We start from the raw sequence: 15,782 nt of genomic DNA, 5'->3' as shown, positions 1-15,782 counted from the left end.
GGGGAGACGGTGATGCTTGAGACCCTGCTCGACGCCGACCTGGTCGTCGCCGTGCTGGCGCTGGTGGGGCTGGCCGGGGGCTTCGGCGCCCTGCTCGGCTTCGCCGGCGAGCGTTTCCGGGTCGAGGGCAATCCGGTGGTGGAGAACATCGACGCCCTGCTGCCCCAGACCCAGTGCGGCCAGTGCGGCTACCCGGGCTGCCGCCCCTATGCCGAGGCCATCGGCGAGGGCGAGGAAATCAACAAGTGCCCGCCCGGGGGCGAGGCCACCATCGCCGCCCTGGCCGACCTGCTGGGCCGTGAGGTCAAGCCCCTGGACGGCGAGGCCGAGGCGACGCCCCGGGTGGCCTTCATCCGCGAGGAGGAGTGCATCGGCTGCACCAAGTGCATCCAGGCCTGCCCGGTGGACGCCATCCTGGGGGCGGCCAGGCACATGCACACGGTGATCGCCGACGAGTGCACCGGCTGCGACCTGTGCCTGGAGCCCTGCCCGGTCGACTGCATCGACATGCTGCCCCGGGACGCGGGACACGACGCCGCGCCGCCCCTGCCCGCCGGTCCCGGCTATCGTCCCGTGCTGCCCACGCCGGCCTGGGGGGCGGCGCTGATCGCCAGCGACCGCCCGGCCCCGCCCGAGGAGGCCCGGCATGGCTGAGCGACTCGACTTCCCGGGCGGCATCACGCCGCCGACCCGCAAGGCCAATTCCACCCGTGCGCCGCTGCGCACGGCCCCCCTGCCACGCCGGGTCGTCCTGCCGCTGGACCAGCATGCCGGTGCCCCCGCCGAGCCCTGCGTCGAGCTCGGCCAGCGCGTGCGCACCGGCGAGCGGATCGCCCAGGCGAGCGGCCTCGTTTCCGCCGCGCTGCATGCCAGCATCACCGGCCGGGTCGCGGCCATCGAGGAGCATGCCCTGCCCGTCGCCGACGGCCGGCGGGGCCCGTGCATCGTCATCGAGGGCGAGGGCGAGGACGACTGGCTGACCCTGCCGCCCCTGGACTGGCGGCAAGCGCCGGAGGCGACGCTGCTCGAGCGCCTCGACGCCTCCGGCGTGGTGGGCCTCGGCGGCGCCGCCTTCCCGGCCCAGGTCAAGGCGCGCATCCGCGAGCTGCATGCCATCGACACCCTGGTGGTCAATGCGGCGGAGTGCGAGCCCTATATCTCCGCGGACGACCTGACCCTGCGCCACTTCGCCGCCGACGTGCTGGAGGGCGCCCGCCTGATGGCGCGACTGGCCGGCGCCGAGCGCATCCTGGTGGGCATCGAGGACGACAAGCCCGAGGCCCGCCAGGCCCTGGAGGCCGCCCGCGAGGCCAGCCTGGCGGAGCCCGTGCCGGTGGAGATCCGCCCCATCGCCACCCGCTATCCCAGCGGCGGCGAGCGGCAGCTGATCAAGCGCCTGCTCGGCCGCGAGGTGCCGAGCGGCGGCCTGCCGGCGGATGTCGGCACCCACTGCCACAATCCCGGCACCCTGCGCGCGGCGCTGGCCGCCGTGCGCGACGGCGTGCCGCTGGTCGAGCGGGTGGTGACCCTCACCGGCGAGGCCCTGGCCCGGCCCGGCAACGTCGTCGCCCGGCTCGGCACGCCCATGGGCGAGCTGCTGGACTTCGCCGGGCTCGACCCCCGGGCCCTGCACCGCCTGGTGATGGGAGGCCCCATGATGGGCGAGGCCCTGGGCGAGCTCGCCTGTCCAGTGGTCAAGGCCACCAACTGCCTGATCGCCGCCACCCGCGAGGAGCTGCCCGACCCGCCGCCGGAGCAGCCGTGCATCCGCTGCGGCGCCTGCGAGGAGGTCTGTCCGGCCAGCCTGCTGCCCCAGCAGCTCTACTGGTTCGCCAGGGGCCGCGAACACGACAAGGCCGAGCGCTTCCACCTGTTCGACTGCATCGAGTGCGGCGCCTGCAGCTACGTATGCCCCAGCCATATCCCCCTGGAGCAGTACTACCGCGCCGCCAAGCAGGCGATCCGCGCCCAGCGCCGCGAGGCGGCCCGGGCCGATCACGCCCGGCATCGCTTCGAGTTCCGCCAGGCCCGCCTGGCCCGTGAACAGGCGGAGAAGGAGGCCCGCCGGGCCGCCCGCAAGCGCGCCGCCGCCCCCGCTGCCCGGCGTCCCGCCGGCGGCGAGGCCCCGGGCACGGCGCCGGCCGCCGACCTTCGCGGACTGCGCATCGCCCACAGCGCCGCCACGGCGGCGGAGCGCAAGGCCGAGAAGGCCCTGGCCCGCGCGGCCGAAAGCGGCGAGGCGGACCCGGCGACCCTCGACGACCTGGAGACCCAGCTGGCCACCGCCCGCGAGAACCGCCAGGCCGCCGAGGCCCGCCTGCAGGCCGCCCGTGACGCCGAGGAGAAGCCCGCATGAGCCTGCTGCACGCCGACCAGACGGCCCCGCGTCGCCCCGCCTCCACCGCCGGGGTGATGGGCTGGCTGCTGGTCGCCACCCTGCCCGGCATCGCCGCGCTGACCTGGCACTTCGGCTGGGGGGTGCTCACCAACCTGGGCTTCGCCGCCGTCGCCGGCATCGGCCTGGAGGCGGCGATACTGCGCCTGCGCGGCCGCCCGGTCGCCGCGACCCTCGGCGACAACAGCGCCCTGGTCACCGCCGTGCTGCTCGGCGTGGCGCTGCCCCCGGGCAGCGCCTGGTGGCTGATCCTGATCGGCATGGTGGCCGCCATCGTGGTCGCCAAGCAGCTCTATGGCGGCCTGGGCCACAACCTGTTCAACCCGGCCATGGTCGGCTATGCGCTGCTGCTGGTGTCCTTCCCCGGGCCGATGAGCCTGTGGCCCGCCCCCGACGGCCTGGTCGGCCCCGAGGCCCGCACCCTGGGCGAGACGCTCCGCCAGCTCGCCGGCCTGACCTCCCTCGAGACCCTCGATGCGCTGAGCGGGGCGACCCCGCTGGACGCCTTCAAGCACAAGCCCGAGGCGCTGATGGCCGGCGAGTTCTGGGCCGGCTCGCCGCTCCCCGAGGGGGCCCTGGCCGCCTGGCGCCAAGTGGCCCTGGCCTGGCTCGCCGGGGGCGCCCTGCTGCTCTACAAGCGGGTGATCGGCTGGCAGATCCCCGTCGCCATGCTCGGCACCCTGACCCTGGTGGCCACGCTGCTCTACGCCGGCAATCCCAGCCACCAGGGCTCGCCGCTCTTCCACCTGCTCGGCGGGGCCGCCATCTTCGGCGCCTTCTTCATCGCCACCGACCCGGTCAGCGCCGCCACCAGCCGGCGCGGCAAGCTGCTCTACGGGGCCGGCATCGGCGCGCTGGTGATGGCCATCCGTGCCGCCGGCGCCTACCCGGATGCCGTGGCCTTCGCCGTGCTGCTGATGAACTTCGCCGCGCCCTTCATCGACTACTACAGCGAGCCCCGGGTCTTCGGCCACCCCGCCGCCCGCCGGGGCATCCGCGCCGACGCCGGCGAGGAGGAGCGATGAGCGCCGCGCTGCCCCGCGCCATGGGCCGGGCCGCCCTGGGACTCGCGACCTTCGCCCTGATCACCGCCGGCAGCGTCGCCCTGACCCGCGGCCTGACCGAGGAGCGCATCGCCGACAATCGCCAGGCGAGCCGCCACCGGGAAGTCGCCACGGTGGCCCCGGCCGGGCACGATGGCCGGCTGCTCGACCATGTGCTCACCCGTCCCCCCGCGCCGGCCTTCGGCTTCGAGGCCCCCGTCACCCTGTGGCAGGTCCGGGCCGGCGAGCGGGTCCTCGGGGTGGTGGTGCCGGTGACCTCCCCCCGCGGCTACAGCGGCGACATCGCGCTGGTGGTGGGCCTCGACGCCGCGGGCACCCTCACCGGGGTGCGGGTCACCGAGCACCGCGAGACGCCCGGCCTCGGCGATCGCATCGAGGCCCGCAAGAGCGACTGGATCGAGCAGTTCACCGGCCACTCGCTGGCGAACCCGCCCGAAGGGGGCTGGGCGGTGAGCCAGGACGGCGGTGGCGTGGAGGCCCTGACCGGGGCCACCATCACCTCGCGGGCCGTGGTCGCCGCCGTGCACCGCACCCTGCAATGGGTCGAGGCCCAGCCCGCCCTGCTCGCCGCCCCCGACTCGGGAGAGACGCCATGACGACGCCCAGCCTCGGCGAGGTCAGCCGCCACGGCCTGTGGTCGAACAATCCGGCGCTGGTGCAGCTGCTCGGCCTGTGCCCGCTGCTGGCGGTCTCCAGCAGCGTGGTCAACGCCCTGGGCCTGGCCCTGGCCACCCTGCTGGTGCTGCTCGGCTCCAACGTCGCGGTGTCGCTGATCCGCCACCAGGTGACCGGCACGCTGCGCCTGCCCGCCTTCGTGATGATCATCGCCGCCTTCGTGACCTGCGCGGAACTGCTGATGGCCGCCTACACCTTCGAGCTCTACCGCATCCTCGGCATCTTCATCCCGCTGATCGTCACCAACTGCGCGATCCTCGGCCGCGCCGAGGCCTTCGCCTCCCGGCAGCCGCTGCTGCCCTCGGCCACCGACGGCCTGATGACCGGGCTCGGCTTCGGCGCCGTGCTGGTCCTGCTGGGTGGGCTGCGCGAGCTGTTCGGCCAGGGCACGCTGTTCGTCGGCATGGACCTGCTGCTGGGCCCCGCGGCCGCCGGCTGGGGCATCACCGTCTTCCCCGACCTCGACTTCCTGTTCCTGGTGCTGCCGCCGGGCGCCTTCTTCGCCACCGGCCTGCTGATCGCCCTGAAGAACGTCATCGACGACCACCTGGAGCGGCGCCGCCTGGCCCGGCAGCCCGACCGTCCCCGGGAGCACCGCCGCGTCCGGGTGACCGGCACCATTCGCTGAAGGAACCGTCTCAACCATCATGAACGCCCAGAAACGTCACGAGATCTTCGCCCGGCTCCGCGACCACAACCCCGAGCCGACCACCGAGCTCCACTGGTCGACCCCCTTCGAGCTGCTCGCCGCCGTGCTGCTCTCGGCCCAGGCCACCGATGTGGGGGTGAACAAGGCCACCGCCCGGCTGTTTCCGGTGGCCAACACCCCGGCCGCCATCCTCGAACTCGGCCTGGACGGGCTCAAGGAACACATCAAGACCATCGGCCTGTACAACACCAAGGCCGAGAACCTGATGAAGACCTGCCGCATCCTCGAGGAGCAGCACGGCGGCGAGGTCCCGCGCACCCGCCAGGCCCTGGAGGCGCTGCCCGGGGTCGGCCGCAAGACCGCCAACGTCATCCTCAACACCGCCTTCGGCGAGCCGACCATCGCCGTGGACACCCATATCTTCCGGGTCGCCAACCGCACCGGCCTGGCCAAGGGCAAGGACGTGCTGGAGGTGGAGCGGAAGCTGATGCGCCACGTGCCCCGGGAGTTTCGCCAGGATGCCCACCACTGGCTGATCCTCCACGGCCGCTACACCTGCCTGGCGCGCCGCCCTCGCTGCGGCAGCTGCGTGATCGAGGATCTCTGCGAGTACCCGGACAAGGTCGACATCTAGCGCCGGCTGGACGAGGATGCAGTAAGCCCCCGCATCCGAGGTGATGGCATGGCCCTGCTGGAGACCCTGCTGCTTCCGCCGACGCTCAATGCGCTGCTGACCCTGGTCGGCGGCCTGCTGTGGCGCCGACACCACCTGCTCGGCGGCCTGGCGGTGGTGCTGGGCCTCGGCGGCCTGCTGGTGCTGGCCACCCCGGTGGCCAGCCATGCCCTGCGCCAGGACCTCGAGCCACCGGCGCTCCAGGCGTCCGGGGACCTGCATGGCGCCGAGGCCATCGTGATCCTCGGCGGCGGGCGGGACTATGACGCGCCGGAGTTCGGCTGGGGCGATGCCCCGTCCAATGCCAGCTGGCGACGGCTCGCCTACGGCACCTACCTGCATCGCCAGACGGACCTGCCGATCCTGGTCAGCGGCGGCCGCCGCCACGACGAGCCCAGCGCCGAGGCGGGCCTGATGGCCGCGGCCCTGGAGGAGGTCTTCGAGGTGCCGGTCCGCTGGTACGAGGGCCGCAGCCGCACCACCGCGGAGAACGCCCGCTACAGCGCCGAATTGCTCGACGAGGAGGGCATCCGGCGGGTCGCCCTGGTCTCCCAGGCCTGGCACCTGCCCCGGGCGAGAGCGGCCTTCGAGCGGGCCGGCCTGGAGGTCGTCGCCGCCCCCACCGAGTTCGCCAGTGCGCCGCCCGAGGGGCTCGCCGCCTGGCGGCCCAGCGCCTATCACCTCCACCAGAGCAGCCGCGCCCTGCACGAGTGGCTGGGCCGCGCCGCCCGGCGGCTGAAGGACCGACTGCCCCGCTAGTCGCCGCCGACCAGGGAGAACGCCCCGCCCCGTTCCATGGCCCGCCGATAGGAGCGGGAATTCTCCAGGTGATGCACGCGGATCATGATCGACCTCCTTGACGATGGAACCGCCAGTCTACTGGCTTGGGCCAAGGTCGTCTTTGCTGGCCCGGGGGCGGTCACTAGACTTACGGAAACGCTGATTTATTGCTGCGCTCGATATCCTGGCCGCCGGCGGTACTCAACATCCTCATTTACCGCCATGTAAACTCCGGTGTTTCCGTTCCGGCAGCGGCCAGCCTCTCATCGCTCGCGACATAAATCAGCGCTTCCTGAGCGCAACAACGTACAACGAGCCTTCAGAGGAGAGCGCCATGGCCAAGGTGCTGGTGGTGGACGACGAGCCCAACATCGTCCTGTCACTCGAGTTCCTGATGCAGCAGGCCGGCTTCGAGGTGACCACCGCCGGCGACGGCCAGACCGCGCTGGACTGCGTCGCCGCCGAGACGCCCGACCTGGTGCTGCTGGACATCAGCCTGCCGGACATCAGCGGCTTCGATGTGCTCGAACGCCTGCGCGCCGACCCGGCACTGGCCCGGCTGCCGATCATCATGCTGACCGCCCATGGCCGCGAGGTGGAGCGCGAGAAGGGGCTGGCCCTGGGCGCCGATGACTACATCACCAAGCCGTTCTCGACCCAGGCCCTGGTCGATAAGGTCAGGGCGCTGCTCGACGAGGCCCGCTGATGGCGCGACGCAACCCCGGCCTCCCCCGCCGCCAGACCCTGGTCGGACTGTGGCTGCTGCTCAGCGGCATCAGCCTGCTGGGCGGGGCGATCTTCGCCCTCTGGCTCGACGGCCTCTTCCAGCCCCGGGGCCTGGCCCGCTGGGTGCTGTGGCTGGGCTGCTTCTCCGGCGGCGGCACCATCTTCCTGGTCGGCCTGCTGCTGGAGCGCCAGCTGTTCGCCCCGCTGCGCCACCTGCAGGTGCAGCTGGCCCGCATGGTGGCCAACCCCGACGCCCGGGACGACTACCCGCCCGAAGGCTGGCTGCGCGGCCTGGGGCCCGACCTGGTGCGCATCCGCGAGGCCTGGCGCAGCGATCGCGGCCGCCTCGCCACCGCCCATGCCGAGGGCGCCCGCAGCGCCGCCCGCATCCGCCAGGAGCTCGAGGCCCTGCTGCAGGTCCTCGACACCCCCCTGCTGCTGTGCGACCGGCACCGCCGGCTGCTGCTCTACAACCAGGCCGCCGAGCGCCTGTTCGAGGATCACCCGGGGCTGGGACTGGGCAAGCGCCTGGAGACGCTGCTGCCGGTGGCCAGCCTGCACGATGCCCTGGGCCAGCTGCCCGAGGATGGCAGCCCCCGGGAGGTGCTGGTGCCCAGCGGCGAGCGCTGGCTGCGCGCGGGCCTGCGTCGGGTCCCCGGCAGCGAGGGCGAGGCCTTGCTGACGCTGGCCGATACCACCGCGGCCTGGTCCAGCGAGCTGGGCGCCCGGGCGGAGCTCGCCGAGCTGCTGCCCGTGCTGCGTCGCCACGGCGCCAGCCTCAGCACCGCTGCCGATGCCCTGGGCCAGCTGCCCCGACCGGCCGCCGACGCCGACGCCGATGCCGATGCCCTGCGCCGGCGCCTGGAGGCGGTGATCGACGAAGAGGGCCGGGCCCTGGCCGATCGCCTCGCCCGCCTGGGCGAGGTGGTCGACGACATGCAGCGCCATGGCGAGCGACTGGCCCCGCTGTGGTCCAACGACCTCTGGCAGGCCCTCGCCGAACGCCTCCCCGACACGGCGCCGCGCGTCACGCCGGTGGGCATGCCGGCCTGGCTGAAGGGCGATGCCCCGGCCCTGCTGGTGGTGCTGACCAGCCTGCTCGAGCGCCTCGCCGAGCACACCGGCCAGACGGCCTTCGACGGCGAGGTGTGCCTGGGCAACCGTCGGGTCTACCTGGACCTGCGCTGGCGCGGCTCGCCACTGCCCGAGCAGCGCATCGACGCCTGGCGGCAGTGGCGGCTGGAGAGCCTGCCGATGACGCCGACGGTGGGCGAGGTGCTCCGCCAGCACGCCAGCGATGCCTGGAGCCTGGCGGACCCGGACGGGGAGCATGCCCGGCTGCGCCTGCCCCTGCCGGCGCTGGAGCGGGTCGGGGCGCCCCGACCGCGCATGCCGCCACGCCCCGAGTTCCACGACTTCGGCATCGCCGAGCTGCCAGCGCCGGATGCCGAGCTCGCCGCCTGTCCCCTGCGCGCCCTGGAGATCGTCGCCTTCGACACCGAGACCACCGGGCTGGAGCTGCGCCGCGGTGACCGGGTGATCAGCCTCGGCGCCTGCCGCATCGTCAACGCCCGGCTGCTGGCCAGCGAGACCTTCGATATCCGCGTCGACCCGGGCCGGCCCATTCCCCCGGCCAGCACCGCCATCCACGGCCTCAGCGACGAGGACGTGGCCGGCGCACCGCCCCCCGCCGTGGCCCTGCCGCGCTTCCGCGACTATATCGGCGAGGCGATCCTCCTCGCCCACAACGCGGCCTTCGACCTGCTGGCCATCCAGCCGCCCGATGGCGGGGTGACCTTCGACATGCCGGTGCTCGACACCCTGTTGATCTCCCGGGCGCTGGACGCCGGCCTCGACGGCCACGACCTCGACTCCCTGGCCGAGCGCTACGACCTGCGCTTCCCGCCGGGCAGCCGCCATACCGCCCTGGGCGATGCCCGGGTCACCGCCGAACTGTGGCTGGCCCTGCTGCCGCGGCTCGAGGCGCGGGGCATCGAGACCCTGGAGGCGCTGCTGGCCCTGCAGGCCAGCGCCTTCGACCGGGAGGATGCCAGCGCCTCATGATCTCGCCACGCCGCAAGGAACGCCTCATCGCCCTGGTCGTGCTGGCCACGGCCCTGTTCACCCCGCCGCTGCTGCTGGTGGCCGATCGCGCCGGCGGCAGCCCGTCCTGGCTGCCGATCTACCTGTTCGTCGCCTGGGGCGTGGTGATCGGCCTGATGGCCTGGCTGATGGAAGGCGGGCGCGGGGAGTGACGGGCCCATGAGAGACGAACTGACGGTCCTGACGATCGCCTTCGGCTACCTCGCGCTGCTCTTCGTCATCGCCGCCTGGGGCGACCGACGCGCCGAGCAGGGGCGCTCGCTGATCGGCTCGCCCACCGTCTATGCGCTGTCCATCGCCGTCTACTGCACCGCCTGGACCTTCTACGGCAGCGTCGGCCGCGCCGCCCAGACCGGCCCCAGCTTCCTGCTGATCTACCTCGGCCCGACGCTGGCCATGCTGCTGGCGCCCTTCGTGATCCGTAAGATGGTGAGGATCGCCACCGCCCAGCGCATCACCTCCATCGCCGACTTCATCAGCGCCCGCTATGGCAAGAGCGCCGGGCTGGGCGCCCTGGTGGCGCTGATCGCGCTGATCGGCATCACGCCCTACATCGCCCTGCAGCTCAAGGCCATCACCCTGAGCTACGCCACCCTGGTCGACTATCCCCAGGAAACCGCCCGGCGCCTCGACGAGGCGAGCTTCCTGGCCGACAAGTCGTTCTGGGTCGCGCTGGTCCTCGCGGTGTTCATCATCCTCTTCGGCACCCGCCACCTGGATGCCAGCGAGCGCCACGAGGGCATGGTCGCCGCCATCGCCTTCGAGTCGCTGGTCAAGCTGGCGGCCTTCCTGTCGGTGGGCGTCTTCACCGTCTTCGTGCTCTACCAGGGTCCCGCCGACCTGTTCGCCCGGGTGGCCGCCACGCCGGCCCTCGAGCAGGCGCTGAGCCTGGCGGCGGTCCCGGGGGGCTCGCTCGGCTGGGTCGGCATGCTGGTGCTCGCCTTCCTCGCCTTCCTGACCCTGCCCCGACAGTTCCAGGTGCTGGTGGTGGAGAACGTCGACGAGCGCCATATCCAGCGCGCCGCCTGGCTCTTCCCGCTCTACCTGCTGGTGATCAACCTCTTCGTGATCCCCATCGCCCTGGCCGGGCTGCTGGGCGACGCCGGCGGCGACCCGGACAGCTTCGTGTTGACCCTGCCCCTGGCCGCGGGCGGCGAGGGCCTGCCGGTGCTGGTGTTCATCGGCGGCCTGTCGGCGGCGACCGGCATGATGATCGTCGAGACGATCGCGCTGTCCACCATGGTCAGCAACCAGCTGGTGATGCCGCTGCTGCTGCGCTCGAAGCGCCTACCGCAGAGCAGCCGGGGGGCGCTCGCCGGCTGGGTGTTGGGCATCCGCCGGGTGGCGATCTTCGGCATCCTGCTGCTGGGCTACAGCTACCATGCGTTGATCGGCGACGCCTACAGCCTGGTCACCATCGGCCTGGTGTCCTTCGCCGCGGCCGCCCAGTTCGCCCCGGCGCTGCTGATCGGCATGTACTGGCGGGGCGCCAACCGGCTGGGCGCCGGGCTCGGCATGAGCGCGGGCTTCCTGGTCTGGGCCTGGACCCTGCTGATCCCGGGGTTCGCCCAGTCGGGCTGGCTCGATGCCGGCTTCCTGTCCCAGGGCCCCTTCGGGATCGGCTGGCTGCGGCCCTATGCCCTGTTCGGCCTCGAGGGCTGGGACATCTACACCCACTCGCTGCTGTGGAGCCTCGGCGCCAACGTCGGCCTGCTGGTGGGCGTCTCGCTGTTCGCCCGGCAATCGCCCCTCGAGCAGACCCAGGCCGCGCTGTTCACCGAGGCCCTGCATCCCCGCCTCGACCAGGCCTCGCTGTGGCAGGGCCAGATCCCGCGCGGGGAGCTGCGCGCCCTGCTCGACCGCTACCTGGGGGGCGCCGCCACGGCCCGGGTGTTCGGCGCCACCACCGCCGAGGACGACGACCAGCCGGCGCCCGCCGCCCTGATCGCCCGGGCGGAGCAGGCGCTGGCCGGCGCCCTGGGCAACGCCTCGGCCCGGGTGCTGATCGACTCGGTGGTGCGCGGCGAGGCCCTCGACCTCGAGGCCATCCTCAGCATCCTCGACACCACCTCCGAGACCCTGGAGATGAACCGCCGGCTCGAGCAGAAGTCCCGGGAGCTCGAGCGCATCGGCCGCGAGCTGCGCGACGCCAACGAGCGCCTGCGCGAGCTGGACCGGCTCAAGGACGAGTTCGTGGCCATGGTCAGCCACGAGCTGCGCACGCCCCTGACCTCGATCCGCGCCTTCGCCGAGATCCTGCGCGACAACCGCGAGCTGCCCGACGACAAGCGCGCGCATTTCCTCGACGTGGTGGTGCGCGAGAGCCAGCGGCTGTCACGGCTGATCGAGGAGATCCTCGACCTGGCCCGCCTCGAAAGCGGCCGCCTGACCCTGCACCCGCAGCGCCTGGACCTCGTCGCCCTGGCCCGCCACAGCCTGGAGGCGATACAGCGGCCCCTGGAGGAGCGCGGCGTGGCCCTGGAGGTGGCCATCGAGGTCGAGGCCGCGCCGGTGATCGGCGACCCGGACCGGCTCGAGCAGGTGATCATCAACCTGCTCGACAATGCCGGCAAGTTCGCCGCCGACGACGCGCCCCGGGTGCGCCTGCACCTGGCCCGCCACAAGCGGGGCTACCGCCTCGCCGTGGAGGACAACGGCCCCGGCATCGCCGAGGCCGAACGCGAGCGGGTCTTCGAGAAGTTCCACCAGATCCAGCGCGAGGACGACGGTCCCGTCCGCGGCCGGCCGCGCGGCAGCGGGCTCGGCCTGCCCATCAGCCGCGGCATCGTCGCCCACCTGGGGGGTCGGCTGTGGGTGGAGGCCGCGCCGACCCTGGGCGGCGCCTGCCTGGTGATGGAGTTGCCGGAGGCCCCCGAGGAGAGTCCTAAGACGACGCCTGCGCCCGCCGTACCAGCCGGCGAATGACGCCCAGGTCGTGACGCAGCATCAGCCGCTGGTCCTCGCCGAGGCCGTCGAGGCCCACCCAGCCATCCACCACGCGTCCCTCCCGGCGCGCCCCGCGCTGGGCCTCCAGCAGCAGCGCCTGGAGACGCGCCATGGAGCGCATCAGCTCGGCGGCCTCACCGGCGGCGAGCACGCCCTCGGTGACCAGGGCGGCGAGGCGATCGCGCGTCGCCACGGCCCGCAGGCCATGGCGCAGCGCCAGCAGCCGCACGGCCCCCACCAGCGGCATCAGCCCGCCGTGCTTCAGGTCCACGGCGCCGTCGTGGGGCGCCTCCTTGCCGCCGCCGGCCAACCGCCCGAAGCGGTCCAGCGCCACCGGTGACTCGTCGAGCAGCGCGGCCATCTCGTCGAGGAACAACGACGCCCTCGGCACGTGGCGGGCGACGCTGTCGGCCAGCGCCTCGGCCAGGGCCGTCGCGCCATGGACCGGATGGAAGTCGAGCAGGATATTGGCCTGCTGCACCCGCTTGACCCGGCGCTCGGCGGTCCAGAGGGCCAGCTGGGCATCCCACTCCCCCAGGCGCTTGCGCCACATCGGCCAGCGAGCCATCACGTGCCCCGGGCACAGCGGGATCCCCGCGGCATCGAGCCGCGCGGTGAAGCGCTCACCGAGGGACTGGAAGAAGCCATCGATCTCGCCATGGCGGGCATCCGGATAGTCGGCGATCAGCATGGCGTTGTCCTGGTCGGGCCCCAGCAGGCTCTCGTGGCGCGCCGCCGAGCCTAGGGTCAGGACGCAGAAGGCCACCGGGGGCTCCCCCCAGCCCTGGCCGCGCATCTCGTTGAGGGCGAGTTCGATGGCGTGGCGATAGAGGCCATCGTTGTGGTCGCTGATCAGCTGGGCGATCCGCCAGGCGGGCAGCTCCAGCCGGGACAGGGCATCCACCAGCTCGGCTTGCCAGGCACGGGACGCGGCAAGCGTGGGTTCGGGTCCCAGCCGCACCAGCGAGTCACGCAGCGGGGCCAGCAATTCGGTCAGGCGGTCATCGAGCGGCCCCGCCTGGCCGGCAAGCAGGGCCCGCCAGGGCGAGGCACGGTGGAGCAGGCGCATGGGGACTCCGGCAGGCGTTCCGCTTCAGGGTAGCAGCCCGCCGGGAGGCGCTCCCCGGCCGGGAAGGTCGCCGCCACGAGAAACGGCGCCGCGCGGGCGCCGTCGATCGGTCTGGCTTGGTCTGGCTTGGTCTGGCTTGGTCTGGCCGAGGGTGTCAGCCCTCGTCGAAGAGGGCGTCGCCCATCTCGTCGATGAGCCGCTCCGCCTTGCTGACCATCAGGCTATCGCAGGCCTCGCGGCCGGGGACCACGTCGGAGCGCTCGAAGCGGTGCTCGAGCATCTCGCCGTCGTCGCCCCGGGGCTTGCGGATCCAGCCACTGACGCGGAACTGGCCGCCCATGTCCTCGGCCTGGGGAACGATCAGATAGCCCTTGTAGGCCACCGGCTCACCCTCGGCGGCGCCGGCCTTGGCCACGCCCTGGCCGAACAGGCCGGATAGCAGCTTCTTGAACATCGTGGCCCTCCCGAGTCGAGGGCACCGGACGCGCCGGCGCCGTCGCGATCAGTCCTGCTGGCGGCCTTTGCCAGCGGCAATCCGCAGGCGCAGGGCGTTGAGCTTGATGAAGCCCTCGGCATCCTTCTGGTCGTAGGCGCCGGCGTCGTCCTCGAAGGTGGCGATGGACTCGTCGAACAGCGAGGCGTCGGACTTGCGGCCCGCCACGGTGGCGCTGCCCTTGTAGAGCTTCATGCGCACCACGCCGGAGACGTTCTTCTGGGTCTCGTCGATGGCGGCCTGCAGCATGCGGCGCTCCGGGCTCCACCAGTAGCCGTTGTAGATCACCTCGGCGTACTTGGGCATCAGCTCATCCTTGAGATGGGCCTCCTCGCGGTCGAGGGTGATCGACTCGATGGCGCGATGGGCACGCAGCATGATGGTGCCCCCCGGGGTCTCGTAGCAGCCGCGGGACTTCATGCCCACGTAGCGGTTCTCGACGATGTCGAGGCGGCCGATGCCGTTGTCGCCGCCCAGCTTGTTGAGCCGGGAGAGCACCTCGTGGGGCTTCATCGGCATGCCATCGATGGCCACGATATCGCCCTTGTCGAAGGTCAGCTCGATGTAGGTGGGGGTGTCCGGGGCGGCCTCCGGTGCCACGCTCCAGCGCCACATGTCTTCCTCGGCCTCGGCCCAGGGATCCTCGAGGATGCCGCCCTCGTAGGAGATGTGCAGGAGGTTGGCGTCCATGGAGTACGGCGATTTCTTTTTCTGGCCGGTGAAGTCCACCGGGATGTCGTGCTGCTGGCAGTAGGCCATCAGCTTCTCGCGGGAGTTGAGGTCCCACTCCCGCCACGGCGCGATCACCTTGACCCCCGGCTTCAGCGCGTAGGCGCCGAGCTCGAAGCGCACCTGGTCGTTGCCCTTGCCGGTGGCCCCGTGGGAGATGGCGTCGGCACCGGTCTGGTTGGCGATCTCGATCAGCCGCTTGGCGATCAGCGGGCGCGCGATGGAGGTACCGAGCAGGTACTCGCCCTCGTAGATGGTGTTGGCGCGGAACATCGGGTAGACGTAGTCGCGCACGAACTCCTCGCGCAGGTCCTCGATGTAGATTTCCTTGACGCCCAGGGCCTCGGCCTTGGCCCGTGCCGGCTCGACTTCCTCACCCTGGCCGATGTCGGCGGTGAAGGTCACCACTTCGCAGTCGTAGGTTTCCTGCAACCATTTGACGATGACGGATGTGTCCAGGCCGCCGGAATAGGCGAGCACGACCTTCTTGACATCGGACATGCTGGGGCTCCTTCTAGGTGAACGACGTAAAGGCTCGATTATAGCGCGCCAGGCCCACCACGAATACCGGCGACGGGACGCCCCGGGCCCGAGCTGGTAGACTCTCGCGTTTCGAGACATTCCGTTGGCCCAACAAGGAGAGGTGCATGAGCGAGGTGGTCGCCCGCGAACTCATGGCACAGCGATTCCGCAGCTTCCTGCCCGTGGTGGTGGACCTGGAGACCGGCGGCTTCAATCCCCAGCGCGACGCCCTGCTGGAGATCGCCGCCGTGACCCTGACCATGGATCCCGAAGGCAACCTCATGCCGGATGCGACCTATGCCTGCCATGTCGCGCCCTTCGAGGGGGCCAACATCGAGCAGTCGGCGCTGGACTTCACCGGCATCCGCCTCGACGATCCCCTGCGTCAGCAGGTGGCGGTCAGCGAGACCGAGGCGCTGGGCGAGGTGTTCCGTCCGGTGCGCAAGGCGATCAAGGCCAACGGCTGCACGCGGGCGGTGCTGGTGGGCCACAACGCCGCCTTCGACCACGGCTTCCTGAATGCCGCGGTGGAGCGCTGCGGCATCAAGCGCAACCCCTTCCATCCCTTCTCGAGCTTCGACACCGCCTCGCTCGCCGGCCTGGTCTACGGCCAGACCGTGCTGGCCCGCGCCTGCCGGGCCGCGGGCATCGAGTTCGACAACACCTCGGCCCACTCGGCCCGCTACGACACCGAGCGTACCGCCGAGCTGTTCTGTGCCATGGTCAACCGCTACAAGGACCTCGGCGGCTGGCAACTGGCGCAGCGCGAGCAGGGCATCGAAGAGCCGTAAGCTGGAAGCTGGAAGCTGGAAGCTGGAAGCTGGAAGCTGGAAGCTGGAAGCTGGAAGCTGGAAGCTGGAAGCTGGAAGCTGGAGAGCAGCATAAGTTCGCCGCCCCCATAGCAAACACCCCTGCAGCAATGCTGCAGGGGTGTTGATCGTCCAGCTTCAAGCTTCCA

The 15,782-nt window shown here is 71.9% G+C and carries 15 protein-coding genes; 12 read left to right on the top strand and 3 right to left on the bottom strand.

From position 1 onward, the window contains the following. The first annotated feature begins 12 nt into the window (after positions 1–12). The 11 genes from rsxB to OCT48_RS08140 all read left to right on the top strand — a co-directional run bounded on the left by rsxB (position 13) and on the right by OCT48_RS08140 (position 11,990). Positions 13–654: an electron transport complex subunit RsxB gene (gene rsxB, locus OCT48_RS08190; protein ID WP_263592205.1), complete on the top strand. Its 642-nt coding sequence runs from the start codon at positions 13–15 to the stop codon at positions 652–654. Then, complete coding sequence (rsxC, locus tag OCT48_RS08185; RefSeq protein WP_263592204.1) at positions 647–2,356, top strand: electron transport complex subunit RsxC; 1,710 nt, start codon at positions 647–649, stop codon at positions 2,354–2,356. The genes rsxB and rsxC overlap by 8 nt, the downstream gene beginning before the upstream one ends. Beyond that, positions 2,353–3,420 carry an RnfABCDGE type electron transport complex subunit D gene (locus OCT48_RS08180; protein WP_263592203.1) on the top strand — a complete coding sequence of 356 codons (1,068 nt, stop codon included), beginning with the start codon at positions 2,353–2,355 and terminating at the stop codon, positions 3,418–3,420. The genes rsxC and OCT48_RS08180 overlap by 4 nt, the downstream gene beginning before the upstream one ends. Then, the gene (locus tag OCT48_RS08175) at positions 3,417–4,055 is read left to right on the top strand and encodes an RnfABCDGE type electron transport complex subunit G (protein WP_263592202.1); all 639 of its coding nucleotides are present in this window, start codon (positions 3,417–3,419) and stop codon (positions 4,053–4,055) included. Before OCT48_RS08180 ends, OCT48_RS08175 begins: the two co-directional genes overlap by 4 nt. Then, positions 4,052–4,762 (top strand): electron transport complex subunit E, encoded by a 711-nt coding sequence (locus OCT48_RS08170; protein ID WP_263592201.1) that lies wholly within the window; start codon positions 4,052–4,054, stop codon positions 4,760–4,762. Before OCT48_RS08175 ends, OCT48_RS08170 begins: the two co-directional genes overlap by 4 nt. Before the next feature lie 19 nt (positions 4,763–4,781). Then, a complete protein-coding gene (gene nth / locus OCT48_RS08165; RefSeq protein WP_263592200.1) occupies positions 4,782–5,417 on the top strand; it encodes an endonuclease III in 636 nt (211 codons plus the stop codon). Between the two features lie 48 nt (positions 5,418–5,465). Further along, positions 5,466–6,215, top strand: a complete 750-nt coding sequence (locus tag OCT48_RS08160) for a YdcF family protein (RefSeq protein ID WP_263592199.1) — start codon at positions 5,466–5,468, stop codon at positions 6,213–6,215. Between the two features lie 355 nt (positions 6,216–6,570). Beyond that, positions 6,571–6,942, top strand: coding sequence for a response regulator transcription factor (locus tag OCT48_RS08155; protein ID WP_263592198.1), 372 nt, complete (start codon positions 6,571–6,573; stop codon positions 6,940–6,942). Further along, positions 6,942–9,026 carry an exonuclease domain-containing protein gene (locus OCT48_RS08150; RefSeq protein WP_263592197.1) on the top strand — a complete coding sequence of 695 codons (2,085 nt, stop codon included), beginning with the start codon at positions 6,942–6,944 and terminating at the stop codon, positions 9,024–9,026. The genes OCT48_RS08155 and OCT48_RS08150 overlap by 1 nt, the downstream gene beginning before the upstream one ends. Further along, on the top strand, positions 9,023–9,217 hold the full coding sequence (locus tag OCT48_RS08145) for a hypothetical protein (RefSeq protein ID WP_263592196.1): 195 nt from the start codon (positions 9,023–9,025) through the stop codon (positions 9,215–9,217). The genes OCT48_RS08150 and OCT48_RS08145 overlap by 4 nt, the downstream gene beginning before the upstream one ends. Positions 9,218–9,224: 7 nt before the next feature. Beyond that, entirely contained in the window at positions 9,225–11,990 is a 2,766-nt protein-coding gene (locus OCT48_RS08140) for a sensor histidine kinase (protein WP_263592195.1), read from the top strand. On the opposite strand, the gene OCT48_RS08135 is transcribed toward OCT48_RS08140, so the two are convergent. The 3 genes from OCT48_RS08135 to OCT48_RS08125 all read right to left on the bottom strand — a co-directional run bounded on the left by OCT48_RS08135 (position 11,950) and on the right by OCT48_RS08125 (position 14,803). After that, positions 11,950–13,080 carry a DUF294 nucleotidyltransferase-like domain-containing protein gene (locus OCT48_RS08135; protein WP_263592194.1) on the bottom strand — a complete coding sequence of 377 codons (1,131 nt, stop codon included), beginning with the start codon at positions 13,078–13,080 and terminating at the stop codon, positions 11,950–11,952. The genes OCT48_RS08140 and OCT48_RS08135 overlap by 41 nt on opposite strands. Before the next feature lie 154 nt (positions 13,081–13,234). Next, positions 13,235–13,534, bottom strand: a complete 300-nt coding sequence (locus OCT48_RS08130; protein WP_263592193.1) for an HlyU family transcriptional regulator — start codon at positions 13,532–13,534, stop codon at positions 13,235–13,237. Positions 13,535–13,582: 48 nt separating this feature from the next. Next, positions 13,583–14,803 (bottom strand): argininosuccinate synthase, encoded by a 1,221-nt coding sequence (locus tag OCT48_RS08125; RefSeq protein WP_263592192.1) that lies wholly within the window; start codon positions 14,801–14,803, stop codon positions 13,583–13,585. A 146-nt stretch (positions 14,804–14,949) separates the two neighbouring features. On the opposite strand from OCT48_RS08125, the gene rnt reads away from it, so the two are divergent. Then, positions 14,950–15,615: a ribonuclease T gene (gene rnt / locus OCT48_RS08120; RefSeq protein ID WP_263592191.1), complete on the top strand. Its 666-nt coding sequence runs from the start codon at positions 14,950–14,952 to the stop codon at positions 15,613–15,615. Positions 15,616–15,782: the final 167 nt, after the last annotated feature.

The organism is Halomonas sp. M4R1S46 (assembly GCF_025725685.1).
Lineage (GTDB): Bacteria > Pseudomonadota > Gammaproteobacteria > Pseudomonadales > Halomonadaceae > Halomonas.
Note: the sequence above shows the minus strand (reverse complement) of the source record. Positions and strands in the feature narration are given on the sequence as shown.

What these genes read in the sequence shown, in the direction of transcription:
- rsxB (WP_263592205.1), top strand. Translation starts at nt 13, where the DNA reads ATGCTTGAGACCCTGCTCGACGCCGACCTGGTCGTCGCCGTGCTGGCG.
- rsxC (WP_263592204.1), top strand. Translation starts at nt 647, where the DNA reads ATGGCTGAGCGACTCGACTTCCCGGGCGGCATCACGCCGCCGACCCGC.
- OCT48_RS08180 (WP_263592203.1), top strand. Translation starts at nt 2,353, where the DNA reads ATGAGCCTGCTGCACGCCGACCAGACGGCCCCGCGTCGCCCCGCCTCC.
- OCT48_RS08175 (WP_263592202.1), top strand. Translation starts at nt 3,417, where the DNA reads ATGAGCGCCGCGCTGCCCCGCGCCATGGGCCGGGCCGCCCTGGGACTC.
- OCT48_RS08170 (WP_263592201.1), top strand. Translation starts at nt 4,052, where the DNA reads ATGACGACGCCCAGCCTCGGCGAGGTCAGCCGCCACGGCCTGTGGTCG.
- nth (WP_263592200.1), top strand. Translation starts at nt 4,782, where the DNA reads ATGAACGCCCAGAAACGTCACGAGATCTTCGCCCGGCTCCGCGACCAC.
- OCT48_RS08160 (WP_263592199.1), top strand. Translation starts at nt 5,466, where the DNA reads ATGGCCCTGCTGGAGACCCTGCTGCTTCCGCCGACGCTCAATGCGCTG.
- OCT48_RS08155 (WP_263592198.1), top strand. Translation starts at nt 6,571, where the DNA reads ATGGCCAAGGTGCTGGTGGTGGACGACGAGCCCAACATCGTCCTGTCA.
- OCT48_RS08150 (WP_263592197.1), top strand. Translation starts at nt 6,942, where the DNA reads ATGGCGCGACGCAACCCCGGCCTCCCCCGCCGCCAGACCCTGGTCGGA.
- OCT48_RS08145 (WP_263592196.1), top strand. Translation starts at nt 9,023, where the DNA reads ATGATCTCGCCACGCCGCAAGGAACGCCTCATCGCCCTGGTCGTGCTG.
- OCT48_RS08140 (WP_263592195.1), top strand. Translation starts at nt 9,225, where the DNA reads ATGAGAGACGAACTGACGGTCCTGACGATCGCCTTCGGCTACCTCGCG.
- OCT48_RS08135 (WP_263592194.1), bottom strand. Translation starts at nt 13,080, where the DNA reads ATGCGCCTGCTCCACCGTGCCTCGCCCTGGCGGGCCCTGCTTGCCGGC.
- OCT48_RS08130 (WP_263592193.1), bottom strand. Translation starts at nt 13,534, where the DNA reads ATGTTCAAGAAGCTGCTATCCGGCCTGTTCGGCCAGGGCGTGGCCAAG.
- OCT48_RS08125 (WP_263592192.1), bottom strand. Translation starts at nt 14,803, where the DNA reads ATGTCCGATGTCAAGAAGGTCGTGCTCGCCTATTCCGGCGGCCTGGAC.
- rnt (WP_263592191.1), top strand. Translation starts at nt 14,950, where the DNA reads ATGAGCGAGGTGGTCGCCCGCGAACTCATGGCACAGCGATTCCGCAGC.